The organism is Paracoccus wurundjeri (assembly GCF_030678915.1).
In the GTDB taxonomy this organism is placed as follows: Bacteria; Pseudomonadota; Alphaproteobacteria; order Rhodobacterales; family Rhodobacteraceae; genus Paracoccus; species Paracoccus onubensis_A.
Genome location: NZ_JAUUTZ010000009.1, coordinates 42,875 through 67,436 on the forward strand (window position 1 = coordinate 42,875; position 24,562 = coordinate 67,436).

General features: G+C 60.6%; 20 protein-coding genes and 1 pseudogene. 12 read left to right on the forward strand and 9 right to left on the reverse strand.

Going from position 1 to position 24,562, the window contains the following annotated elements:
- The first annotated feature begins 123 nt into the window (after positions 1-123).
- From Q0601_RS10725 to Q0601_RS10740, 4 genes are all read left to right on the forward strand, one after another.
- Entirely contained in the window at positions 124-1,287 is a 1,164-nt protein-coding gene (locus Q0601_RS10725; protein WP_305289825.1) for a zinc-dependent alcohol dehydrogenase, read from the forward strand.
- An 82-nt stretch (positions 1,288-1,369) separates the two neighbouring features.
- Positions 1,370-2,758 (forward strand): C4-dicarboxylate transporter DctA, encoded by a 1,389-nt coding sequence (gene dctA / locus Q0601_RS10730; protein WP_305289826.1) that lies wholly within the window; start codon positions 1,370-1,372, stop codon positions 2,756-2,758.
- Positions 2,759-2,876: 118 nt separating this feature from the next.
- The gene (locus tag Q0601_RS10735; protein ID WP_305289827.1) at positions 2,877-4,085 is read left to right on the forward strand and encodes a M24 family metallopeptidase; all 1,209 of its coding nucleotides are present in this window, start codon (positions 2,877-2,879) and stop codon (positions 4,083-4,085) included.
- A gap of 65 nt (positions 4,086-4,150) precedes the next feature.
- Entirely contained in the window at positions 4,151-4,963 is an 813-nt protein-coding gene (locus Q0601_RS10740) for a hydroxypyruvate isomerase family protein (protein ID WP_305289828.1), read from the forward strand.
- 197 nt (positions 4,964-5,160) lie between these two features.
- On the opposite strand, the gene Q0601_RS10745 is transcribed toward Q0601_RS10740, so the two are convergent.
- Positions 5,161-6,024 (reverse strand): IclR family transcriptional regulator, encoded by an 864-nt coding sequence (locus tag Q0601_RS10745; RefSeq protein WP_305289829.1) that lies wholly within the window; start codon positions 6,022-6,024, stop codon positions 5,161-5,163.
- A gap of 318 nt (positions 6,025-6,342) precedes the next feature.
- Between Q0601_RS10745 and Q0601_RS10750 the strand changes: the two genes are divergently transcribed.
- Positions 6,343-7,398, forward strand: coding sequence for a YeiH family protein (locus tag Q0601_RS10750; RefSeq protein WP_305289830.1), 1,056 nt, complete (start codon positions 6,343-6,345; stop codon positions 7,396-7,398).
- Between the two features lie 51 nt (positions 7,399-7,449).
- Positions 7,450-8,364 carry a LysR family transcriptional regulator gene (locus tag Q0601_RS10755; RefSeq protein ID WP_305289831.1) on the forward strand — a complete coding sequence of 305 codons (915 nt, stop codon included), beginning with the start codon at positions 7,450-7,452 and terminating at the stop codon, positions 8,362-8,364.
- Between the two features lie 149 nt (positions 8,365-8,513).
- Here the strand turns inward: Q0601_RS10755 and Q0601_RS24875 are convergent.
- The 3 genes and pseudogenes from Q0601_RS24875 to Q0601_RS10775 form a co-directional block, all read right to left on the reverse strand.
- Positions 8,514-11,000: pseudogene (locus Q0601_RS24875) on the reverse strand (membrane-bound PQQ-dependent dehydrogenase, glucose/quinate/shikimate family).
- Between the two features lie 256 nt (positions 11,001-11,256).
- Positions 11,257-11,952 carry a response regulator transcription factor gene (locus tag Q0601_RS10770; RefSeq protein WP_305289834.1) on the reverse strand — a complete coding sequence of 232 codons (696 nt, stop codon included), beginning with the start codon at positions 11,950-11,952 and terminating at the stop codon, positions 11,257-11,259.
- Positions 11,949-13,394 (reverse strand): sensor histidine kinase, encoded by a 1,446-nt coding sequence (locus tag Q0601_RS10775; protein ID WP_305289835.1) that lies wholly within the window; start codon positions 13,392-13,394, stop codon positions 11,949-11,951. The genes Q0601_RS10770 and Q0601_RS10775 overlap by 4 nt, the downstream gene beginning before the upstream one ends.
- Positions 13,395-13,626: 232 nt before the next feature.
- Here Q0601_RS10775 and Q0601_RS10780 point away from each other — a divergent pair, with 232 nt between their 5' ends.
- Complete coding sequence (locus Q0601_RS10780; protein WP_305289836.1) at positions 13,627-13,815, forward strand: hypothetical protein; 189 nt, start codon at positions 13,627-13,629, stop codon at positions 13,813-13,815.
- A 265-nt stretch (positions 13,816-14,080) separates the two neighbouring features.
- Here Q0601_RS10780 and Q0601_RS10785 read toward each other — a convergent pair whose 3' ends face one another.
- From Q0601_RS10785 to gdhA, 4 genes are all read right to left on the reverse strand, one after another.
- Positions 14,081-15,082, reverse strand: coding sequence for an Ldh family oxidoreductase (locus Q0601_RS10785; RefSeq protein ID WP_305289837.1), 1,002 nt, complete (start codon positions 15,080-15,082; stop codon positions 14,081-14,083).
- Between the two features lie 341 nt (positions 15,083-15,423).
- A complete protein-coding gene (gene rnk / locus Q0601_RS10790; protein ID WP_305289838.1) occupies positions 15,424-15,846 on the reverse strand; it encodes a nucleoside diphosphate kinase regulator in 423 nt (140 codons plus the stop codon).
- Between the two features lie 12 nt (positions 15,847-15,858).
- Positions 15,859-16,413 (reverse strand): hypothetical protein, encoded by a 555-nt coding sequence (locus Q0601_RS10795; protein ID WP_305289839.1) that lies wholly within the window; start codon positions 16,411-16,413, stop codon positions 15,859-15,861.
- A gap of 359 nt (positions 16,414-16,772) precedes the next feature.
- A complete protein-coding gene (gdhA, locus tag Q0601_RS10800; RefSeq protein WP_370656120.1) occupies positions 16,773-18,122 on the reverse strand; it encodes an NADP-specific glutamate dehydrogenase in 1,350 nt (449 codons plus the stop codon).
- Positions 18,123-18,361: 239 nt separating this feature from the next.
- On the opposite strand from gdhA, the gene Q0601_RS10805 reads away from it, so the two are divergent.
- On the forward strand, positions 18,362-19,234 hold the full coding sequence (locus tag Q0601_RS10805) for a MaoC/PaaZ C-terminal domain-containing protein (protein WP_305289840.1): 873 nt from the start codon (positions 18,362-18,364) through the stop codon (positions 19,232-19,234).
- 37 nt (positions 19,235-19,271) lie between these two features.
- Here the strand turns inward: Q0601_RS10805 and Q0601_RS10810 are convergent, their stop codons facing one another.
- Positions 19,272-20,054 (reverse strand): ZIP family metal transporter, encoded by a 783-nt coding sequence (locus Q0601_RS10810; RefSeq protein ID WP_305289841.1) that lies wholly within the window; start codon positions 20,052-20,054, stop codon positions 19,272-19,274.
- A gap of 324 nt (positions 20,055-20,378) precedes the next feature.
- On the opposite strand from Q0601_RS10810, the gene phnC reads away from it, so the two are divergent.
- The 4 genes from phnC to phnE (Q0601_RS10830) are packed head-to-tail and all read left to right on the forward strand — an operon-like array spanning position 20,379 to position 24,395.
- Positions 20,379-21,197 carry a phosphonate ABC transporter ATP-binding protein gene (gene phnC, locus Q0601_RS10815; RefSeq protein WP_305289842.1) on the forward strand — a complete coding sequence of 273 codons (819 nt, stop codon included), beginning with the start codon at positions 20,379-20,381 and terminating at the stop codon, positions 21,195-21,197.
- Between the two features lie 47 nt (positions 21,198-21,244).
- Entirely contained in the window at positions 21,245-22,153 is a 909-nt protein-coding gene (gene phnD / locus Q0601_RS10820; RefSeq protein ID WP_305289843.1) for a phosphonate ABC transporter substrate-binding protein, read from the forward strand.
- Positions 22,154-22,212: 59 nt separating this feature from the next.
- Positions 22,213-23,079: a phosphonate ABC transporter, permease protein PhnE gene (gene phnE, locus Q0601_RS10825; protein ID WP_305289844.1), complete on the forward strand. Its 867-nt coding sequence runs from the start codon at positions 22,213-22,215 to the stop codon at positions 23,077-23,079.
- Entirely contained in the window at positions 23,076-24,395 is a 1,320-nt protein-coding gene (gene phnE / locus Q0601_RS10830; RefSeq protein WP_305289845.1) for a phosphonate ABC transporter, permease protein PhnE, read from the forward strand. Before phnE (Q0601_RS10825) ends, phnE (Q0601_RS10830) begins: the two co-directional genes overlap by 4 nt.
- Positions 24,396-24,562 lie beyond the last annotated feature (167 nt).

Below are 24,562 nucleotides of genomic sequence, written 5' to 3' on the forward strand. Positions count from 1 at the left end.
CAAAAGCTCGCACGGACTGGCGGGCGACGATCTCGGGATTTCCCCGGCCAAGATCATCCGAATGCAAGATGCTGCCGGAACCGGCAGCACTGGTCTAACTGTTCTAAGGAGGAACTGGATATTATGGCGATGCCAGAAAATGTTACGACAGATAAGGATTTCCCGATCCCGGAAACCATGAAAGCCTGGGTTCTGGGCGATCCCGGCGAACTGACCTATGTCGATAAACCGGTTCCCACACCGAAAAGGGCCGAAGTCCTGGTGCGGATCGATGCCGTGGCGATCTGCGCGACCGATCTCGAAATCATCCATCACGGTCCGCCCGCGATGATCGAAGGCGACCTGCCGTTCAACAAGAACTATACGCCGGGTCATGAATATATGGGCACCGTCGTGGCGCTTGGGCCGGGCGTGGACGAATTCGCCATCGGTGAACGTGTGACGGTGGAAATTCATGCCGGTTGCGGCCAATGCAAACGTTGCCGTCAGGGCATGTATACCTCGTGCCACAATTACGGCAAGAATTACGGTGATGTAGACAAGGGACACCGGGCCAACGGTTTCACCACCGATGGCGGCTTTTGCGAATATCAGGTGAACAATATCAATACGCTGGTCCATGTGGACGATTCCATGAGCGACGAAGAGGCGACCTTGGTCGTCACCGCCGGGACCTCGATGTATGGTTTGACCGAGATCGGCGGGCTGATCGCCGGGGAAAGCATCGTCGTCAGCGGACCGGGTCCGATCGGGCTTCTGGGCGCGGCGGTTGCAAAGGCGCTTGGCGCGCAGCCCGTCATCCTGACCGGCACCCGCGATAACCGGCTGGAGATCGGCAAACAGCTTGGCGCCGACCATGTGATCAACATCCGCAAGGAAGATCCGGTCGAGGCCGTGCGCAAGCTGACCGGGGGCAAGGGCGTCGATTACGTGCTGGAATGCTCGGGCGCGCCGAATGCAGTGAACGAGGCCGCGCAGATGCTGAACCGTGGCGGCAAGATTTGCCTCGCGGCTTTCCCGTCCGATTCGGTGCCGGTGGATGTGGCCTATCTGGTGCGCAACAATATCTATCTTTACGGCATCCGCGGCGAGGGCAAGACGGCTACCCATCGCGCCGAAGCCTATATGCGCCAGAAACGCTTCGACGCCCGGCTGATCCATACGCATACATTCGAGATGGATGATCTGCCCGAGGCGTTGCGCTATGCCAAGGACCGGGTCGAGGATGCGATCAAGGTCGTGGTGAAGAACCGCCATGCGGCCCAGATGGTCGAGGCCGCCGAGTGATCCGTTAGATCGGTGAATGGCGATATGCCGGGCAAGGGTGGAGCTTGCCCGGCGTCGAACGAAACACAAGGGAGGAAAAATCATGGCGCATCTCACGCCGACGGAGGCCGCCCCGACAGCGCCGGAACGCAGTGGCGTCATGCGCTGGTTGAGCAAACTATATGTCCAGGTGATTATCGGGGTGATCATCGGGACAGTGCTGGGCTTTGTCGCCCCCGATATCGCGGTTACCCTGAAACCCCTGGGCGATGTCTTTATCCGGGCGATCAAGGTCATCGTCACGCCGATCATCTTTCTGACGATCGTGGTGGGCATCGCCGCCATCGGCGATATGCGCAAGGTTGCGAATGTCGGCCTGAAAGCATTGATCTATTTCGAGATCGCCTCGACCTGTGCCCTGCTGATCGGCATGGCGGTGGGCAATATCTGGAAATTCGGAAGCGGCATCAACGCCGATCCGGCGACACTGGATGCCGGCGCCGTGTCCAGCTATGTCCAGCAAGGCGAGAAGATGACGCTGATCGACTTTCTGATCAACATGGTGCCCAACACTTTTGTCGAGCCTTTCGTTACCGGGCAGATCCTGCCGGTGCTGTTCGTTGCGGTGCTGTTCGGGCTTGGTCTTTGCAAGCTGGGCGAGCGGGCGCAGCCGCTGATCGCGCTGCTTGACACGGCGGCGCACGGCCTGTTCGGCATGGTCAATATCATCATGCGCGCCGCCCCTTTGGCGGCGGCGGGTGCAATGGCTTTCACCATTGGCAAATATGGCTTCTCGACGCTGCTGGATCTGGGTCAGCTTGTCCTTGCGGTCTATCTGGTCAGCGGTCTGTTCGTGATTTTCGTGCTGGGCTTCTTCCTGCGCCTTGCCGGGTTCAACATCTTCAAGGTACTGGCCTATTTCAAGGACGAGATCATCATCGTCTTCGCCGCCACCTCGGCCGAAACCATGATTCCGCGCAGCATGCAGAAACTGGAGCGGCTGGGCGTGCAGAAGGAAACCGTCGGGCTGGTCATACCGACCGGCTTTTCCTTCAACATGGACGGGACAGCGATCTACATGACCATGGCGGTTCTGTTTCTTGCCCATGCGACGAATACCGACCTGACGATTATGCATCAGTTGACGATCCTGTTCATCATGCTGTTCACGTCGAAAGGCGCGGCAGGCGTGACGGGCGGCGGTTTCATCGCTTTGGCGGCGACCATGCCCGCCATCGGCGTGCTGCCGGTCGCCTCGCTGGCGCTGCTGATCGGTGTCGACCGCTTCATGGCCGAAATCCGCGCGGCGACCAATCTGGCCAGCAATATCATCGCCACGCTGGTCGTCGGCTCGTGGACAGGCAATGTCGACAAGAAGCGGGCGAACGCGATCCTGAATGGCGAGGAGGTTCCGGATCTGCCGCAACAACCGGTATCGGCGCAGGCCGGCGCCGATTCTTCCGACGCGATGGGGCTTGCCCCCGCGCGTTAACCAACCGCCCCCGGACATTGACATATCGGCAATCGTTCGGGGGCGTTTCCCCGCAACAGGAAAACTCACTCCGGACCCTGACCGGCCCGGACCCGGCAAAGACCGCAAAGGAGAATCCATGAGCTTCGCTTTTTCTGAAGGAAATCCGCCTGAAGATACATCCCGGCTGCACAAGCCGCCCTTCGATACCGAGCGGCTGGACCGGCTGATGGAGGATGCCCGGCTGGACGCCCTGCTGGTGACGTCGAAGCACAGCATCCAGTACCTGCTGGGTGGTTATCGCTTCTTCTTCTACGATTACATGGATGCGCATGGCCTTAGTCGCTATCTGCCGTTTTTCGTCTATGTAAAGGGCCGCCCGAAGGACTCCGGTTATGTCGGCGTGCCGATGGAGCGGTATGAGAAGCAACTGGGCAGTTTCTGGGTCTCGGACCTGAACCTGAAGAATTTTCAAAGCAAGGGCTTCGCGGCGGCGGCGGCCGATATGCTGAAGGGGATCAATGGCGGCGGCGGCCGTGTGGGCATCGAGGTTGGCTTCATGCCCATCGACGCTTATCAGGTGCTGGAAGAGCAGCTACCCGACGCCACGCTGACCGATGCCACTTTCACGCTTGAATTGCTGCGCGCCCTCAAGACGCCCGAGGAACTGAACCTTCTGCGCGAAGCCTCGGAAAAGGTGGTCGATGCGATGCTGGCGGTGATCGGCAGTCACGGTCCGGGCGTGACCAAGCGCGCCCTGTTCGAGGCGCTGCGGCAAGAGGAAACCAAGCGCGGCCTGAAATTCGAATATGCACTGACCAATATCGGAACCGCCTTCAACCGTGCCCCCTATGACAAGATCTGGGAAGAGGGCGAGACACTGGCACTGGATTCAGGCGGCAATTACAAGGGCTATATCGGCGATCTGTGCCGGATGGCCTTTACCGGCGAGCCGGATCAGGAACTGGTCGATCTGCTGGGTCAGGTGGAAGAGGTGCAGCAGGCCGGCCGCAGCGGGTTGAAGCCCGGGGCCATCGGCGGCGATATCTTCGAATGGGCCAATGCCGCGCTGGACAGATGCGGCGAGAGGAGGCGGATGTTCTTCTCGGCCCACGGCATGGGCATCGTCAGCCACGAAGCGCCCTGGCTGATGAGTACTGCCGTGCCGACCTATCCTGCATATCACGCGGACCGCCCGCTTGAGGAAGGCATGGTGATCTCGATCGAGACCGAGCTGCATCATACCGAGCGCGGTTTCATCAAGCTGGAAGACACGATTGCCATTACCGCCGACGGCTGGGAAGCTTATGGCGATACCGGCCGCGGATGGAATATCGCGGGCGGCTGATGCATCTGTCCGGGCCGCCGCGAGGCCAGTGGCGGTCCGAATTGCAGTTTTTCATGGATCATATCATGGTAAAAGCATTCCCGCTCAGTGCCCATATGGGTTATCTCTTCACGGAACTCCCGTTGACCGACAGGGTCGCTGCGGCATGTGATCACGGCTTCGCGGCGGTCGAATATCCCGCGCCCTATGACATTCCGGCCCGGCAAATGGCGGAATTGCTGAATGCTTCCGGGCTGCGTTATACGCAGTTCGGTCTAAGATCCGGCGATGCCGCCCGGGGTGAGAAGGGCATCGGAATTTTCCCTGACCGGCGCGAGGAATTCCGCGCCAGCCTGACCGAAGCGCTGGATTATGCCGAGGCCATTGGCGTGCGCATGCTCCATGCGATGTCGGGGATCCTGCCGGCCGGTCAACGCCGCCCGGAGCATCGGGACTGCTATGTCGGGAATCTGCGCCTTGCGGCAGCCGAAGCCGCAAAGCGTGATATCAGCATCATCATCGAACCGATGAGCGCGGCGGCGGTGCCGGATTATTTCATCGATACTCCGCAGGGCGCCGCGCAGATCATCGCCGAGACGGGGGCAGGGAATATCGGTCTGCTTCTGGATATTTTCCATACCGCTGCCATCGGGCAGGATATTCATCAGACCATCCGCGACCATGCGTCCCTGATCCGGCACGTTCATATCGCCGATTATCCCGGTCGCCATGAACCCGGTTCGGGCAAGCTGGGTTTTGCGGCGATTGCTGCGACTCTTGCCGAATGCGGGTATGAGGGCGTGCTGGGCTGCGAATATGCGCCTGCGGGCGAGACGGTGGCGGGATTGGGCTGGATGGGTGCGGATTGGGCCGGTTCCGGGACCAAAGCGACCGGATAAGACGGGCGTCCGCGGATTCGGAGCGCGTCCCGACCTGTCGGAACTAACCCATGGGGCCCGCCACGCCCGGGGCGCTGCCCCTCTTGGCCTGCGGCCAATTCACCCCGAGGTATTTGGACAAAGAAGAAGGGACGGCCCTGGCAGGCAGAATGGGCTGAAATCGCGCAATCCGAAACGAAGTGCCGCCGCGCCCGGTTTCAGGTAAAGCAGCCTGCGGGCATCCGGCTGGACAGGTCATTGGCGCATTTCACCACCGCGCGGGTAAGGTAATCGCTATAGGCGTCGCTGGCCCGCCGCCGCTCTACTGTTACGCCGATCGAGCCGACGACGGCGCCCGACATGTCCCGTACCGGAGCGGCAAAGCCAGCTTGCCCGGTATGGAATTCGCCATCCTCGACCGCGAAGCCCGACCGCCGCACCAGCCGCAGCTCTTCGGTCAGATCCGACAGCGAGGTGATCGTATGGGGAGTGAACGCAGTCAGCCCGTTATCGGCCACGACCCGCGCCAGTTCAGCCTGAGGCAGCCATGCAAGGATCGCCTTGCCATTGGCCACGGTATGGACGGCATGGGTCAGGGGGCGGTTGGCAAGATCAATGGCGCTGCCGCGGATCTGCGAGGGCAGGCGGACATAGCTGACCAGCGACGATCCCCGCAGCACCGTCATCTGCACGGCTTCGCGGATATCCTCGTTCAACTCGTGCAAGGACGGTTTCACGAATTCGATCAGTTTCGCCTCACGCTCGGAGCGGCGCGACAGGATCTCGAATTTGGAGCTGAGACTATAGCCCTGAGCCCGTCCCGAATTGATCACATAGCCGCGGCGGACCAGAGTATTGATCAGGTGATGGCATGTCGACAGGTTCAGATCGGCCAGATCGGCGATGTCCTTCAGCATCAACGGCCGGTCGCTGAGCGACAGGATCTCGATGATCGACAGCACGCGATCGACGGACTGGATGCTTTTGCCGCGTTCCTCGCCGGGCAGGGCAGGGGACAGATGCCTGTAATGAGACGCCCGCTTGCTGTTCGCCGCCGTCAACGCATTCGATACCTGCTGCATGCAAACCTCCCCTTTCGATGCCGTCGCGACAAGGCTATCACGTCCCGAAATTCCATCAATGCGTGTATCGGAATTGCGACAGAATTTCATAATGTGAAAAATAGGGGCGGCTATCGTCATCACGCATGGGTGAAAGATCATGCCGGTCGATGCGTCGTATCTGCATGCCGCGATAAGGGGCGGGCTTCGCCGTGGAAGCCCATCGATTGATCGAAAATATAGAACAAAACAATTCTTTTTTCTTGTTGGAATACAGATAAAAAATCCCCCATAAGCCGTGAAATAGCGAAAATTATCCTATCGAATGGCCAGATCACCATGTCGCATGTCACGACCGAGAAGCTTCCGAAAACCGCTGGGGACAGCAAGACATCCTGGGCACCCGGGCTGTGGATACGGCGTTATCTGCCGGGGCTTTGGCTGGTCGGTCTTCTGACGGCGGCCTCTTACGGATTGCGTTCGTTTCCCGGACTTGCACAGCTTAGCCCGATGATCATCGGCATCATATTGGGCGTAATGATGTGCAATCTCGCGCCCACGGCCGAGATATTCCGCCCCGGCATTGCCATCGCCGGCAAGGGGCTGCTGCGTGCCGCCGTCGCCCTTCTTGGTGTGCAGATCACCATTGGTGAGCTGATCGGGATCGGCGCCTGGGGGTTGGCCAGCGCGGTCATCGCGTTATTCACCACATTTTTCTTTATCCTCTGGGTTGGGCGGCTGATGGGGGTCGGGCGCTCGCTTACGGTGCTGATCGCGGCAGGAACCTCGGTTTGCGGCGCCGCTGCGATTGCGGGGGCGAACAGCGCCGCCCGCGGCTCGGATGAAGATGTGACCTATGCGGTCGCAAGCATTACGCTGTTCGGCACGATCGCGATGTTCAGCCTTCCCCTGATCGGCCGGCTTCTGGGCATGGAGACGCAGGCCTATGGCACCTGGGTCGGGCTTTCGGTGCATGAGGTCGCGCAGGTGGTGGGTGCCGGATTCCAAAGCGGTGAATTTGCCGGGAAAACCGCGGTCATTACCAAGCTTGTGCGGGTCTTGCTGCTTGCCGTTCTGGTATCCGGGCTTGTGCTTGCCTTCCGGAAAAGAGACGGCGCGGAAGCGGACAAGACCTCTGCCGGTGTTCCGCTGGTTCCCGGCTTCATCCTTTGTTTTCTGGGGCTGGTTCTGATGAATTCGGGCGGCCTGCTGCCCGAGATGCCCCGCGAGGCGATCATCGATGTGACGCCCGTCCTGTTGACTGCCGCGCTTGCGGCGCTGGGGCTTTGCACGCGGTTCGACAAGCTGCGCGAATTGGGCGTGAAGCCGCTGATCCTTTGCGGATTGGGTACGATTGTCATCACCACGCTTTCCTATATTCTCGTGTCGATGTGATATCGAGGCGGCTTCCGATCTTCGGATTGCGGCCATCTGAAAGTACCGCCCATGACCATTGACCAGCTGCGGATTTTCCTTGAGGTGGCCCGGCAGCAGCATGTTACCCAGGCAGCAGCCGTGCTGAATCTGACCCAATCAACGGTCAGTGCCGCGATCAAGGCGCTGGAGACGCGGCATGACGTGCAGCTTTTCAACCGGCTTGGCCGCGGCATTCACCTTACCCGAGAGGGCGAGCAATTCGTTGCTCTGGCCGAAAAGGTTCTGGCCTCTGTGCGCGATGCCGAGCAGTTGCTGCAGGATTTCGGCGTTGGCAATGCCGGTCGGCTGAAGATATTCGCCAGCCAGACCGTCGCCAGCGTCTGGTTGCCCCAGCGTCTGGTGCAGTTTCATCAGCACTGTCCGGCAATCAGCATCGGGCTTGAGGTCAGCAATACGCAGAACTGCGTGGATGCGATTATCCAGGGCAAGGCCGACGCGGCCTTTATCGAAGCTTCGGTCAATAATGCCGAGCTTTGCCAGATCCCGGTGGGGCTTGATCAGTTGGTGCTGCTTGTCGGCGAGCAGCATCGCTGGAGCAGGACGCCTCCGCGCGGTTTTGCCGCATTGTTCGAAACCGGCTGGATTCTGCGTGAAGCGGGCTCGGGCACCCGCGCGACATTCGAGCAGAAACTGCGCGCCGAGGGGTATGATCCCGAACAGCTCGACATCTTTCTTGAACTTCCCAGCAACGAGTCGGTTTGCGCCGCTGTCGAGGGCTCGAAACTGGCGACCGTGATTTCGAAGGATGTCGCGCAACCCTATCTGAGTGCCGGCCGCATGGTTGCGCCGCCCTTCGATCTGCCGGCGCGTCCGTTCCATATGATCCGCCACAGGGACCGGCATCGCTCGCGCGCGTTGGGTTTGCTTGAGGAAATCATGGCGGCCAAGCGCTCCGTAACCCCGACACCGGCCGGCGGTCTCTGATCCGGGGGAGGAATACGGGACAGCCGGTTGTCCGCGTTCCGATTTCATCTCCTCTGCTGGCCCCGGATATCGGCTCCTTGAAATAAATATGCGGCCCGCCTTGAAACGGACCGCATATCAGGGCTTTGCCTTGTTCCGTCTATCGGAAGTCAGTTTGCTTCCGGCAGGGCATAGGCGACGATGTAATCACCCCGATCGGGCGATTGCCGTGCGCCACCTGCAGAGACGACGACGAATTGCCGGCCGCTTTCGGGCGATACATAAGTCATCGGCGTTGCCTGTGCGCCGACTGGCAGGCGAGCTTTCCACAATTCCTCGCCGGTGAAGGTGTCGAAGGCGCGCAGATAGTAATCCTGCGTTCCGGCGTAGAAGGTCAGCCCTCCGGCAGTGGTCATCGGCCCGCCCAGAGAAGGCATGCCCACGGGGATCGGCAGATTAGTCTTCAGTCCCAGTGGGCCGCTATCCTGCAATGTCCCTGCGGGAACCTGCCATGCGATCTCGCGGGTTTTCAGGTCGATGCCGGTGATGGTGCCATAGGGAGGCTGATGACAGGGAACCTGCAGGGGCGAGAAGAAACCGTTCTTCCACGCCGCGTAAGGAGTCCCGGTCTGGGTCGCCAGCCCTTCATGCGAATCCGACGATACCGCGCCGGATTCGACCTCGGCCTGCGGGATAAGCTGGACGAATTGCGGCATGCGGATATCATTGACGATCAGCATCGAATTGCCTTCGTCGACCGAGGCGGAACCCCAGTTCATCCCACCGTAATAGCCCGGCATGATCAGGCTCATATCCGTGCCCGGAGGCGTGAATTCACCTTCGTAGCGCATCTTGCGGAACTGGATCCGGCAATAAAGCAGGTCATAGGGCGTCGCGCCCCACATCCGTGCCTCGGTGAAGGGTTCGGTGCCGATGGCGGGCATGCCCACGGAATAGGGCTGGGTTTCGGACAGGAAATCTTCCGGCACCCCCCCGGTCTGCGGCACCGGCTTTTCTTCGACCTCGGCGATCGGATTGCCGTCGCGGCGATCCAGCATGAAGATCTGGCCCCGCTTGGTCACCTGGATAAGCGCGGGAATCGTGCCGCCGTCTCCGTCAGGGACATCGTAAAGCGCCGGTTGCGACGGAACGTCATAATCCCAGATATCGTGATGGACGGTCTGGAATTTCCAGCGTTCCTTGCCCGTGGCCAGATCAAGCGCCACAACTGCGGCGGAATATTCCTCGGCGGCTTCCGAACGGTGGGCGCCGAAGAAATCCGGGGTTGCGTTGCCAGTAGGCAGATAGATCAGCCCCAGTTCCTCATCCACGGCCGGAGTCGACCAGACATTCGGTGTTCCGGGGGTATAGGTTTCACCCTCCGGGGGCGCTCCGGTGATCGCGGGATTGCCAAGATCCCATGCCCAGGCAAGCTCACCCGTGACTGCGGAAAATGCCCGGACAGCACCCGAAGGCTCGCCGGTCTTGACATTGTCCCACACCCAGCCGCCGACGACGATCAGGTCATCCGCGACGGTCGGAGCAGAGGTCTGGAAATAGAAGCCTTCCTCGACTTCGCCCATACCCTGTTTGAGATCGACAATGCCTGCATCGCCGAAACCGGCACAGGGCTCGCCCGTCGCCGCGTCGATCTGGATCAGCCGCGCATCGATGGTGGTCAATACGATGCGCTGCGCGCAGGCTTGGGGTTCCGCTGCTGCGGTTTCCTCTGTTTCCGCAGTGTCGGGCGTTTCCGTTGCTGCGGGGCCTTCGGCAGTTTCCGGGCCCTCTTCTGACGTCGCGGGATCGTCGTGCTGCGCGGTCGCGGTGGCACCGGCGGCAAGGGCTGCATCCGAAGGTTCTTAATAGCTGACCCCACGGCAACGCTGCCACAATGGCGAACTGGCTTCGGGATCGTATTTCCAGCGAAGTTCGCCCGTCTCGGCGTTCAGGGCGTGAACGATATTATGCGGCGAGCAGGTATAGACGGTGTCGTTCACCATCAGCGGCGTATTCTGATCCTGCGCAGGATCTTCCGCGGTATCGCCGGTCTGAAAGGTCCAGGCGACCTCGAGTTCACCGACATTCCCGGCATTGATCTGATCGATCTGCGCGAAGCGGGTGCCATGTGTGGTCCGGGCATAGGCGGGCCAATCCGTCCGGGCATCCGCGGGCACTTCCGCAACCGCATCCGGCGCGGTGCCCCGGATCACTCCATGAGGCTGGAACGCCAGATAGCCGGTCGCGGCCAGTGCCAGAACAAGGATGGCGGCAATGGTGAAGGGAAGTGCCTTGCGCGGGCGCCCCGGAAACAGCGGCACGCATAGCGCGACGATGATCGCCAGAACCATCGGCGCCACCAGACGCGGCACGAGCGGCCAGAAATCCATGCCGGCTTCCCACAGCGCCCAGGCGACCGTGGCAAGGAACACAAGCGCATAAAGCCAGATCCCGGCCTTATTGCGTATGAAGAACAAGATACCGGTAACGACGATGCACAGGCCGGCGAGGAGGTAATACCACGACCCGCCAAGACCGATAAGCTGTGCGCCGCTCCAGGCCAGTGGCAGCCCGGCCAGCGCGATGAGTATGCCGACGATACGCAACAGCAACCCGCCACCTTCCGGCGGCTTGCTTTGCAAATTGTTCATGGACATCCGATGTTCCTTTCTCACACGGTCCGAAATGCTGCGGACCGTACCGCAATACCGATCAGCATGACTGGCGGATCGGAGGACCTGGCGGCTTATGGGAAGGGCGAGGCAATGCCTGGCTGGACGGTTCGTATTTTTCCCGCCGACAAGTTCCTGAAAGGTTGGTAGGCCAGAAAACAACAAATGACAACGCGCAGAACGCTGTAACGTCAGAATATTTTGAGGTGTTGTGCAGTTCGTGCAAATGCACCCGCCGCCGTCACGACAGGCTCAGCCCGGCCGCGAATGTATAACCGACGCCGTAGACGACCTTGATCGGTGCGGGCAGATTGACCCGTTGTTCGATCTTGCGGCGAAGCCGGCTGACCACCGCATCCAGATGCCGGTGATCGAAGGGCCAGTTGGGCCGGGCCACGACATTCGCCAGTTCGTCGCGCGAGCAAATCCCCCCCGAACGCTTGCACAGCAGATGCATGAAGGCGAATTCAGTTGCGGTCAGCTTCAGGGCATGACCGTTCGGCGCGATCAGCGTCCAGTCTATGGTGTCCAGAATCCACTGCCCCGCGTCTTCGCTTCCGGAGCCGGGCGCATCATTTGTGCGCCTCAGAAGGCTGCGGATCGCGGCTTCGATCTCTCGCAGAGTGCTGTGCTTGACCAGATAGATATCCGCGCCACTCTCATAGCCGCGAATGCGGTCGTCGCTATCCCCAAGCGCGGTCAGCATGATGATGCCGCAATGATGTGATCCGCGAATTTCTCCGGCAAGTTCGAAGCCGTTTCCGTCCGGCAGCCCGACATCCAGAATGACGACATCCGGCGGAGTGCCCTCGGCAAGGGTCAGGCGCAGATCCCGTGCCGTCGCGACCCCCATTGTCGTATATCCCGTCAGTTCGAGAAAATCCGCCAAATCGCGGCGAAGACGGGATTCATCCTCGACGATAAGAATATGTGTCATGCCATCATTTCCTTTGGCAGAGCGGGCTGCGCCGATCCATGCGGCAGGGGCAGGCTTACAATCGCGGTCATGCCCCGGCTCTCATTGGGTGACAAGTGCAGTTTGCCGCCGTGATAGCCAAGCAGCTTGCGCGACATGTAAAGGCCAAGCCCGGTGCCGGTTCCTGCCTTTGTATTCGAGCCCCGGAAGAAGCGGCGGCCGATCTTGTGGAAATCCGCCTGCGGGATGCCGATGCCGCGGTCACGGATTCTGATGGTGATCTTGTTCCCGGCGGTTCGGATATCGATTTCGATCGGCTGATCCTCGGGTGAATATTTGAGAGCATTGTCAATCAGGTTGATCAGCACGGTCGCCAGCATCTCGGGATCCGCGAACAGCAATGTTCCACCGTCATCGGAGGTGAAGATCAGCCGTTCGCCGCGGCCCGTCAGCTCGAAATGCAATCTTACATCCGAGATGAGCAGGCCGATCCTGATCGGCTCCGGCTGGAAACCCGTATCACGATCCTTGGCCATGAAACGCTCGATCAGCGAAACCAGCCGGTCGCTCGCCTCGCCGATCGCGGCAATCCGGTCCTTCGTTGCCGAGGGCGATTTGTCTCCAACAAGTTCGATCATGTCCGTCGCATTGCGGATGATGGCAAGCGGGGTGCGGAATTCATGACCGACGATCCGCATGAAATCGGTCTGTTCCTCGCGTAGTCCGCGTTCGGTTTCGAGACTTGCGCTTAGCCGGGTCTCAAGCTGGCGGCGCATCGTGATCTCGCGGGACAAGGCGGTGTTCTTTTCGCGCAGATCGTTCGACAGCCGCGTGCTGACCATGAACAGCATGCAGGCGAAGAAGGCGATCTGGAACAATGATCCCTGCAGCAGATACCAGCTGTTATGGTTGGCCAGTACCAGCGAATTTCCTTGCCCGACCATCCGAAATTCGAAAACGCTTTGCGCGATGCTCGAAGCCATGTATTCGACGAATATCCCGATGGTAATCCAGCGCAGCAGGATCGGCTGTGTCCGGTCGCGGCTGAGGGCCAGGCAAATCACCGACATCATGATCACCGTGAAAATCGTCGACATATGCACCCGGATGGCGACATTGCCCGGATCAAGGATGACGGCGGTACTCCAGCCGATGACATGCAGGACAAGCAGCGATATCCCGATCCAGCTATAGCGAGGCTGGCCAAGAAAGCGGGCCAGCCCTTCGGCAAGCAGGACCAGTCCAACCTTGATCGTCGTATTGGCCAGCACGATGCTCCATCCCGACGGCTCGACACTGCGCATGATCATAAGAAAAAGCCCAAGCGCGATGGCGCCCAGCCCCGCGGCGAGAAACTTGAGTTCGTAAAGATGCCGCCATGCGAGCCACACAAAGATCCAGGCGACGGCCTGCAAACTCGCGATTGCAAATGTGACAATCAGCACAGTCTTGAGATCAAGCATGACTGAATATCTCCCGGCGCCCTTCTTCTGTCTTGCATACGGGTCGAGATTTTACCGTTGCAGGAGTTTCGGCATCAGGCAAGCGCCGCATGCCATATGCAAGATTTCCGAAGAATTCCATCGAATTGGTAGGTAGACTCGTAAGTTTAGCCGCCGGTATCTTAACCGGGATCCGATCCGGCGGCGAAGTATTTCCTGACGTTGCGGCCGGATCATCGATATGGGGAGCGATATGACAAGAGCCTATCCGACCATCCTCCGCCCGCTTCTGGTCCTGCTGAGTCTGTTCGGTCTTGGTGCCTGCAACGCGCCTTCCGGCGGCTCGGTATCGGGCTGTGAAGATTCGGCCACCACGCAATGCCTGATGTCCTACCCGGACTGGTCATGGGCCGATGGCGCCGCGTGGCCCGTACAGCTCTGACCATCGGATGCCGGCAATATCCCGGACCGCCGTGACCTGACGCAGAATGTCAGGATCAGGTTTCGAGCAGGGCGCGCCCGTGCAGAGAGCATAACTTTGCACGGGCGCGGCAATTGGGCCGGGGCATTGGTTGGTTCATATGTGAATATCGCGGCATCCCGTATTCATTGAACGAATCCCGGGCCATGCGGGTATCGCTCATGATCCCGGAGCCGGACCAGCCGCCGCATTTGATTGGCGGCGGTAACATCGTTGGGGATGCACATCAGGCCATCCGGTTCAGCTCTGCAAGAAGCTCGGACGAGACAAGCAATCCGTCTTTGTCGGATTGCAGCCGGGCGGCGCGGCGGCGCTGGGATGGCAATCTTGCGCCCTGATCAATGATTTGCCGGAACAATGACTCGCCGGAATCCGGTGAGATGCCAAAGCGTTTCGGGTCGAACACGATGACCAGTTCGCCATGCAGAATGCCCTTGTCGTTTTTCGTGCCGGGTGCCGAGGTCTGGCTGCTCAGCATGTCGCCGATCAGCGGGCCGGCCATCAGCTCGATCATTGTTGAAATGGCAGAGCCCTTATGCCCGCCGAATGGCAGCAACGCGCCCGACAGGGCGCTTGCGCTTTCGGTGGTGGGGTTTCCGTCCTTGTCGATGGCCCAGCCCGCAGGCAGCGACTCTCCTCTGCGGCTGCGGATCTCGACTTCACCGCGCGCAGCCGCGCTTGTCGCGAAGTCGAACGTATAGGGCTCACCCTCTGGCCGGGGCCACGAGAATGCAAGCGGGTTGGTTCCAAAAAGCGGTTCTTTGCCACCGAAAGGCGCGACATAGGGATGTGTCGGTGTCATGGCAAGCGCCACGAAACCCCGCTTTGAAAGCTGCTCGACCTCCCACCACAGCGCCGAATAGTGGAAACAATTATTGATGGCGAGCGCGGCGATGCCGCTGTCGTTTGCCTTGCCTGTCAGCATGTCCAGGGCGGTCTTGAACGCGAGAAGCGAGTTGCCGCCTTGCGCATCCGCCTTGACGATAGCTGGGGCGTGATCCGTCAGTTTCGGCTCGGCGGTCAGGTTCACCAGCCCGGTTGCCGCCATGTCCGAACAGGTGATCAGCCGGTAAAGCCCGTGAGAATGGCATTCCTGCGCCTGCGCATCCAGCATGTTCTGCGCCATCACAGAAACATGCGCCCCGGAAAATCCGGCTTTGGTCAGGATGGCCGCCGCCAGATCCGCGGCGCGCTGCCGGGTTATGCGTTCATAGGTCTTGCTATTCATCATATTGCCTCATGTTCGGATCGTTTGGGGATAGTTAGCGCATGACCGGATGGCATTCCATCGGCGGGATGCCATCCGGGTCATGAACTTTGCCGCGGTTTTGCCGTGATGCGATCGATCACGGCTCTGCCGAATGCGGCGGCAGCGATCTCATGGCTCGACGATTTCCGTGCGACAGGCCGGGCAATTGCGGACCAGGCTGAGCGGCAGGACCGATCCGCAATTTTTGCATGACCGGACATATTTGTGAATCGACCGCAGCGGCGACCGGCAGGCGGGGCAGCGTGAATATGCGGCGCGCGGCACGGGTTTTCCGCAGATACGGCAATCCGGTTGGGGTCTCATCGGGATCGGTCTTCTCGTCGTTCGACCTCAAGCAGGCGCAGCCGGCGGCTCTCGTTGTTCCTTGCCTTCCACGACGCTTTCGCGCCGACCGGCAACCCTATCAGGGCAATGCCGATCGGGGTCATGACCGAGACATGGTCACGCGCGATATCCGCCTCGGCGGGTGGCACCAGGGTCATGTGGCGGTTTACCTGGGTATCCTCGTCCAGATATGTCACCCGTCTGCCAAGGGCGACCACGTCATCGGGAAGCCGGTCCGCAGGCACGATCCGTGCCCGCGCCAGGGTCGACAGCAACAGGGCAGAGAGTTCCGGATTTCTGCGGACAAGCCCCGCTTCCAGCCTTTCAAGCAGGTCAAGATGATCTTCGGAAATGACACGCCGCGCCGCACGCGCGCGGGCAGGAGGGGAATGATTCATGGGGTATCTCCTTCAGAGATGAGAATGAATGGTATCGACAGGGTGAAAGCTGCGGGAGTTCCGGTTATCCGCCGGAAGAAAATCCTTGGCATTGATATGCAGTATCTCGATGCGCCGGAAACCTGCTCCGGGGTCGGAAAAGGTGACGATCTGATGCGGTGCCATGCCGATCAGAACCGCACCAAGCCAGGTTCCGGTCGAAATCGCGCAACGCTGAACCGGCGGGGTCCAGTGATACAGCCGGAAACATCTAGGCAGGTGATGATCGATCCGGCAGGCGACCACGCTTCCGGCAGTGACAAAGGCGCGCCGGGCCTCCGGCTCGGGGATGATCCTTGCATCGGCCAGCTTTGCCCGGAGATAGGCCGCCAGATGCGGATCCTCGGCCGGCCCGCCGATTTCCCGCCGTCGCCGCTGATCCTGCAGCTGCCAGAAATCGGTTTCGGACAATGTAGCGCGGATCGGGCGCAACTGCTCGATATGCTGATCGTGATCGAATGATTGCCGGCATTTGCTGTGCCGCAAGCCCAACGCAGGATCGCAATCCTGCCCGGATAGACGTTGCATGGAAATTCCCCCGACCGCGGCCTGCGCGGTTCACATAGTCAAGACGGTGTGAGGAAAGCCCCGAACGATTATATCAGCACGCATGCCGACACCGCCCGGGGAAGGGGGCGGGTCAGAAGCGAACCCGGAAACAGGATCAACCTGCTGATATGCATCTCATGCAACGACATGGGATAACAGCTAGGCAGCCGGCGGCGCAAAGTCAATCGCCCTGCCTGGAATGCGAAGTATTCAGGCAACAGGGAACGCTTCCGGCCCGGATCGAATTCGCCTCCTCCCCTTCTTCTTTGTCCAAATACCTCGGGGGTCCGGGGGGGCGCCCCCCCGGCTTTGTGAAGAGATGAGACAGGCGAAACCGTTCAGATCACACCCTGCGCCCGCATCGCCTCGGCGACCCGCACGAAGCCTGCGATATTGGCGCCCAGCACGTAATCGCCGGGCGTGCCGTATTCTTCTGCGGTGCTGGCGCAGGTGTCGTGGATATTGCGCATGATCTCGGCCAGCCGCTCTTCCGTGCGCTGGAAGGTCCAGCTGTCGCGCGAGGCATTCTGCTGCATTTCAAGCGCCGAGGTGGCAACGCCGCCGGCATTCGCGGCCTTGCCCGGCCCGAACAGCACATTGGCATCCCGAAGCACGCGGATCGCCTCGGGGGTAGAGGGCATATTGGCGCCTTCACCCACGGCGATGACGCCGTTAGCCACCAGAGTCCTGGCATCGCGGCCGGTCAATTCGTTCTGCGTCGCCGATGGCATGGCCACATCGCAGGGCACATCCCAGATGCGCCCGTCCCGGATGTAATGCGTTCCGGTACCTTTCAGGCGGGCATATTCGCTGATGCGGTCCCGGCGGACCAGCTTGATTTCCTTGATCAGTTCAAGATCGATTCCGTTTTCGTCGACGACATAGCCGCTGGAATCCGAACAGGCCATGATCTTGCCGCCGAAAGACTGGATTTTTTCCATCGTATAGATCGCGACATTGCCCGAGCCGGAAACCACGACCTTCCTGCCGTCAAAGCTGTGGCCCTTGGTGCCCAGCATGCTTTGAACGAAATAGGTATTGCCGTAGCCCGTCGCCTCGGTCCGCGCGCGCGAGCCGCCGTAAAGCAATCCCTTGCCGGTCAGGACGCCCGCTTCGAAGCGGTTGGCAAGACGTTTGTACTGGCCGAACATATAGCCGATCTCGCGGGCGCCAACACCGATATCCCCTGCGGGCACATCGGTCTTGTCGCCGATATGATAGTAAAGCTCGGTCATGAAGGATTGGCAGAAGCGCATGATTTCCCCGTCCGAGCGGTCGCGGGGATCGAAATCCGATCCACCCTTGCCACCGCCGATCGGAAGCCCGGTCAAAGCGTTCTTGAAGATCTGCTCGAAACCCAGGAACTTGATAATGCTCAGATTGACCGAGGGGTGAAAGCGAAGTCCGCCCTTATAGGGGCCAAGCGCCGAATTGAACTGGACCCGGAAGCCGCGATTGACCTGTGTCCGTCCACGATCATCAACCCATGGCACGCGGAAGATGATCTGGCGTTCAGGTTCGCAAATACGCTGTATAAGCGCGTGATCCGCGTAATCGGGCCGCTTGGCGATAACGCGGCCAAGGCTTTCGATGACTTCGCGGACGGCCTGATGGAATTCCGGCTCACCGGCGTTTCTAAGCAGTATTTCCGCAAGGATGGGTTCCAGTTTTTCGTCGATATTTGACAATGGCTCACTCTCATTTCGGATTGCCTGTGTTATAGGCAGCTGCACGAATTTTGCGCAAGGTGCAAATGCTTTGACCAGCGTCGGTTGAGCTTGTGCCTTCTTGTTCTCCTGCGTTCCGGTGACCGGGGCCATCGCCGGCTGGACCGCGAAAGACATCGCTGAAATACTACGCCGATATGCTTCGTCTTTCCTGATATCGCCGGAGCGTTCCTCTGAATGATCTCATGAGACCCGGTCCGATGCCCTTGAATGTTGATTACCTGAAAAATCTTGAGCGTGAGCCTGTTATTCAGGCATATGATTGGCGCGATGCCGCGATTTATGCGCTTGGGCTGGGCTATGGCAGCGATCCCACCGATAGCGGGCAATTGCGGTTTCTGGACCGGGAACAGCAGATGCAGGCACATCCGGCAATGGCGAATGTGCTGGCCTATGATGGCGCATGGCTGCGCGATCCGGCCAGCGGGATCGACTATCTGCGGGTGGTTCACGGAGAGCAGGAGATGGAGATCCATCATCCCCTGCCGCCGGAGGGGCGGGTGACCGCGCGGATCCGGGTCGAGGAACTGGTGGACAAGGGTGCGGGCAAGGCGGCGCTGGTGACCGCCTGCCGGGAGATTCGCGATGCAGAGGACGGCACGCATTACGCCACGGTCAGGAATACCGCGTTTTGCCGCGGTGCGGGCGGTTTTGGCGGGAAATCCGTGCAAGGCCGTCAGCCCCGTGCAATTCCGGATCGCGCCCCGGATGGCAGCATGGATATCCCGACGCAGCCGCAGCTTGCATTGATTTATCGTCTTTCGGGGGATCTGAATCCGCTGCATTCGAATCCGGAGATTGCCCGCAAGGCCGGGTTCGACCGCCCCATTCTGCACGGGCTTTCGACATTCGGCATTGCCTGCCGTGCCTTGATGGCGGGGGTCGTCGGTAATGAACCCCGGCGGGTGCGCAAGCTGGCGGGCCGCTTTTCGGCGCCGATCTATCCCGGCGAAACCCTGACGATAGACTGGTGGCGCACGGAGCCGGGGCAGGCGGCATTTATCGCACGGGTCGGCGAGCGCAGGGTATTGTCAGATGGCTGCTTCGCGTATCATCAGAACCCGGGGCAATAAATCTTGTTTCCGGCGGCGATGCCGGTTGCCCGGGGGCTTAACCCAACCAGACATCAAGGAACAACATGAGGGCAAGGCCGACCGCCAGTCCCGCGGTCGCCTTGTTCTGATGGCCGTTGCGATGGGTTTCGGGGATGATCTCGTGGCTGATGACGTAAAGCATCGCGCCGGCGGCGAAGGCAAGCCCCCAGGGCAGAAGCGGCTCCGACAGGCTGACCACCCCGGCGCCAAGCAGGCCGCCTATTGGTTCGACCAGCCCGGTGAGCGCGGCGATACGCCAGGCGCGCGCCTTGCTGTATCCTTCGCCCAGAAGCGAAACGGCCACGGCCAACCCCTCGGGCGCATTCTGCAAGCCGATCCCGATCGCCAGCGGCAATCCTCCGGACATGCCGCCCGAGCCGAAACCGACGCCGACCGCCAGCCCCTCGGGGAAATTATGGATGGTGATGGCGATGATGAACAGCCAGACCCGGCGCAGCGAATCCGCTGCCGGCCCCTCTCGCCCCGTCCTGAAATGCTCATGCGGAAGACGCTCGTTCAGCAGGGCCACCACACCCATGCCCAGAAGGATCGCGACGCAGACGATCAGGGCGGGGGTCGCGCTGGCCTCGTAACGCGGCTCGGCAGCGTCGAGCGCGGGAATGATGAGCGAAAAGAAGGACGCGGCCAGCATGACCCCGGCCGCGAAGCCAAGCAGAAGATCGCGCGACGCACGGGACGGAACGCCACCGAAAAGCACGGGAAGCGCGCCGACCGCAGTCAGTAAACCGGCGGCGAGGCTGCCAAGAAAGCCAAGTGTCAGAGGAGACAACGAGTCCACGATGTTACCTTTTGCTGCCTGGATTCCCGATCATCCGGAAAGGATATCAGGACCACGGTCGCGACCGGCGAGTGCCGAAATATACCCGGTGATCGGTATCCGAGGCCCTGCGATGTTGCAAGTGTGCTTATCCGGATGGCGGAGACCGCGCGAGTCCCTTGCCATAAGCCAGAAGTCATATGTGCTTCGTCCACGGAGTTTCGGGCAGTCTGCTGCCGCATTACCGGAATGCAGGCGGCGAAACTTTATAAAATATTTACATGATCGTTGCAGAACTGTCGGATTCCATCGCTAGCGACGGCCCCAGATAATTGGGGTATTCGGATGCTGGAAATAAGCGCTCTGACGAAACGGTTCGGAGATCGCACGGCAGTGGACAAGGCAAGTTTCGTCGTGACCGAACCGGCGATGATCGGGATCATCGGCAGTTCCGGCGCGGGCAAATCCACCATGTTGCGCATGCTTAACCGGCTGACCGATGCCAGCGAAGGCGCGATCCGCTTTCAGGGGCAGGATATCACTGCACTGACGGGGCGGGCCAGGCGGAAATGGCAATCGCGCTGCGCGATGATCTTCCAGCAATTCAATCTGGTTCCACGGATGGATGTGGTGTCGAATGTGCTGCATGGCACGCTGAACCGGCGCTCGACCCTGGCGACGATGTTCAACCTGTATCCGCGCGAGGATGTCGAGACGGCCATCGAGATCCTCGACCGGCTTGGCGTTGCCGAGCATGCCGCCAAACGCGCCGAGGCGCTTTCGGGCGGGCAGCAGCAGCGCGTCGCCATCGCGCGGGCATTGATGCAGGACCCGGCGATCATTCTGGCGGATGAGCCGATTGCTTCGCTGGATCCGATGAATGCCCAGATCGTCATGGATAGGCTGCGCCGCATTCATGACGAGGACGGGCGCATGGTCATCGCCAATCTGCATACGCTGGATACCGCAAGGCGCTATTGCGACCGGATCATCGGCATGCGTGCCGGGCGGATCGTTTTCGACGGTACGCCCGCGCAACTGACCACCGGAGTCGCGCGCGATATCTATGGCGCGGGGGCGGATTTCTCGGAAAGCGCAACCTCGACCGCCATCGAGTTGGATGAGGCGGAACGGCCAGCCGCCCGCATGGCCGAACCGGCCTGACAATTTTCCCGCAGTTCCCGACCGGAACGAATAATCTGGAGATGACGATGACCAAGACCCTTTCGCTGGCTTTCATTCTTGGCGCGGCCTTGATGCCGGCGGCCCATGCGCAGGAGATTAACGAGTTCAATATCGGTATTCTGGGCGGCGAGAACGCGCAGGATCGCATGAACAGCTATGCCTGCATGCAGGATTATACCGAGGAAGCCCTTGGCGTGCCCGTCAAGCTGTTCGCTCCCGCCGATTACAACGGTGTCATTCAGGGCTTATTGGGCGGTACGCTTGACATGGCCTGGCTGGGCGCTTCGGCCTATGCGGCCGTCTATCTGGACGATCCCGAGGCGGTCGAGCCGGTTCTGGTCAAGATCAACGCGGATGGCAGCCATGCCTATCACTCCATCGGTTTTGCCCTGAAAGACAGCGGGATCACCTCGCTGGAAGACATGAAGGGCAAGAGTTTCGGTTTCGGCGATCCCAACTCGACCTCCGGCTATCTGATCCCTTCGGTCGAGATTCCGCAGGAAACCGGCGCATCGATGGAATCGGGTGACTATTTCGGCGAGGTAAAGTTCACCGGCGGGCATGAACAGACCATCGTGGCGGTTGCGAATGGCGATGTGGATGGCGGCGTCAGCTGGGCCGATGGTCAGGGCGAGTGGGAAGACGGCTACAACTCGGGCGCATTGCGCAAGGCGGTGGATGCCGGGCTTGTCGATATGACTCAGCTTGTCGAGATCTGGAAATCCAAGCCCATCCCGGAAGGCCCGGTCGTGCTGCGCAAGGCTTTGCCCGATGACGTGAAGGCGAAGATGACCGAACTGGTGGACAATCTTTACGAAAACGACCCCGATTGCGCCTATGGGGTTTTCGCGGGGGAAACCCTGGGCGCACAGCCGATCACCCATGACGCCTATGAATCGGTGATCGAGGCCCGCAAGGCCGAAATCGGCGGCTGATCCCTGATCCATCCGGAGGGCGACACTCTGTCGCCCTCATCCCTGTCCGGACCTGCTTCATGACCGATATCTCCAACCCGTCCCATCTGCGTCAGATGCAATCAGCCTATCTGGATCAGGCGCGCCGCCGCCGGCTTTATGGGGCACTGACGCTGATCATCTTCCTGCTGCTTTTGCTGCCCGGCTTCCATCTGGCGGATTCCCGGAATGCGGGCGGTTTCTGGAACGGAATCGGGCATGTCTTCGATTATCCGGCGGCGGTCCTGTCCGAGGCCTGGGCGAAGCGTCAGGAACTGCCCGGACATCTGGTCAAATTCTTTCCGGCATTGGTGGAAACCATCAATATCGCTGCCATCTCGACGCTGATCGGATCGATCGGCGGGATGCTTTTCGCCTTTCTGTCGGTGCGCGGGCTGGCCTGCTGGCCGCGGCTTGTGCCGCTGTTCCGTCGCATGATGGATATCATGCGCGCCATCCCCGAGATCGTCGTCGCGCTTGTCCTGATCTTCGTACTGGGCGGCGGGCCGGTTCCCGCCATGATCGCAATCACCCTGCATTCCATTGGCGCATTGGGCAAGCTTTTCTCAGAGGTGGCGGAAAACGCAGATCCGAAGCCTGTCGAGGGACTGGCCTCGACCGGGGCAAGCTGGTCGCAACGGATGTTGCTGGGGGTGCTGCCCCAGGTCGCGCCGAATTTCCTCAGCTATGCGCTGCTGCGCTTCGAGATCAATATCCGCGCCTCGGCAATCCTTGGCTTCGTGGGCGCGGGTGGAATCGGGTACGAGCTGAAAAACGCCATGTCATGGGGGCAGGGAAAATTCGACGCCGCCGCCGCGATCTTCATCCTGCTCTTCGGCACCATCGTGCTGTTCGATCAGCTTTCCAGCAGCTATCGCAACCGTCTGGTCAAGGGGGACTGGCAATGACCGCCGCCACGCTGGCCATGATGAAGGACGCGGCAGCGACCCGTCTTTCCCGCAAAAGAACGGCGGCCTACGCGGTCATGGCACTGATCGGGCTGTATCTGGCCTATGTCTTCTTCGCCTTTGACATTCCCGGTCTGGCGCAGCGGGCAAGGATGGATAATGCGGTCACGCTGTTGTCGGACAGCTGGTCCTACAAGACGCATGTGACCCGCGATCATCGCAGCGGCGCGATTTCTTATGCCATCGAGGGGCAGCGGAAGGGGGCCTATCCCGAAGGCGAGCGGCCCGAATGGGTCAGCGGCGATGGCGACGCCGTGACTGTCGAGCTGAAAAACGGCCATTCGCTGCGGCTGCTGCCGGGCAATGTCACGGAATATCGCTATCCGGGAACCGATCCCGTCACCATCCGGCTGATGGATGACGAGTTGGTCGTGGATGTGATCGGACCCGCGCCTGACTGGATCACGCTGAACCCGCGCCGTGTGGGCATCACGACCGAGGGCGGGCGCGTGACCATAACCCGCTCGAAAACAGAGGTTTTCCGATATTTTCCGGGATGGGAGCTGTTCTTCTTCACGCTGGACAGCCCCTATCACGGCCACGGTCCGCTTGATATCCTGTTCGGGGAACGTATCGACCCGGACCGCCCGAATATCGCCGGGGCATGGCATGATTTCTGGTATAATCCGATGTGGCTGCACGCCAAGGTCGCATGGGCGATCTTTGAAACCATGCTGATGGCGTTTCTGGGCACGTTCGGCGCGGCCATCATCGCACTGCCGCTGGCGTTTCTTGCGGCAAAGCGGTTCGCGCCGCTGATGGCGGTCCGTTTCGGGATGCGGCGGATTTTCGATTTCATCCGGGGCGTCGACGGGCTGATCTGGACGGTGGTGCTGTCGCGCGCCTTTGGCCCGGGACCCATGACCGGGGCACTGGCGATCCTGCTGACCGATACCGGCACATTCGGCAAGACCTTCTCGGAGGCGCTTGAAAATGTCGATGACAAACAGATCGAGGGCATTGCCTCGACCGGCGCGAACCCGGTGCAGCGCTATCGTTTCGGCGTTCTGCCGCAGGTGACGCCGGTCCTGCTCAGTCAGATTCTGTATCTGTTCGAATCGAATACCCGAAGCGCGACCATCATCGGCGCGATCACCGGTGGCGGCATCGGATTGCTGCTGACACAGGCGCTTCAGACCCAGCAAGACTGGGAAGAGGTCAGCTATTATATCGTGCTGGTGGTGCTGATTGTGATGGCGATGGACTGGTTCTCGGGCTGGCTTCGCGCCCGGCTGATCGGCGGGCGGGCTGGGTAACGCTTCCGCGCGCCCAAAGCAGAGCATGCAGGCAAACCGCCGCCGTCATATCTGTGCCGGCAATCAGGGGTTGCCGCAACTGCGTGTCTTTCTTTCCCTTCCAAATCCCGGGGGAGCCGCGTGAACCGCAGGACGGGGCAGCGCCCGCCGGCCATCGCGGGACGCAT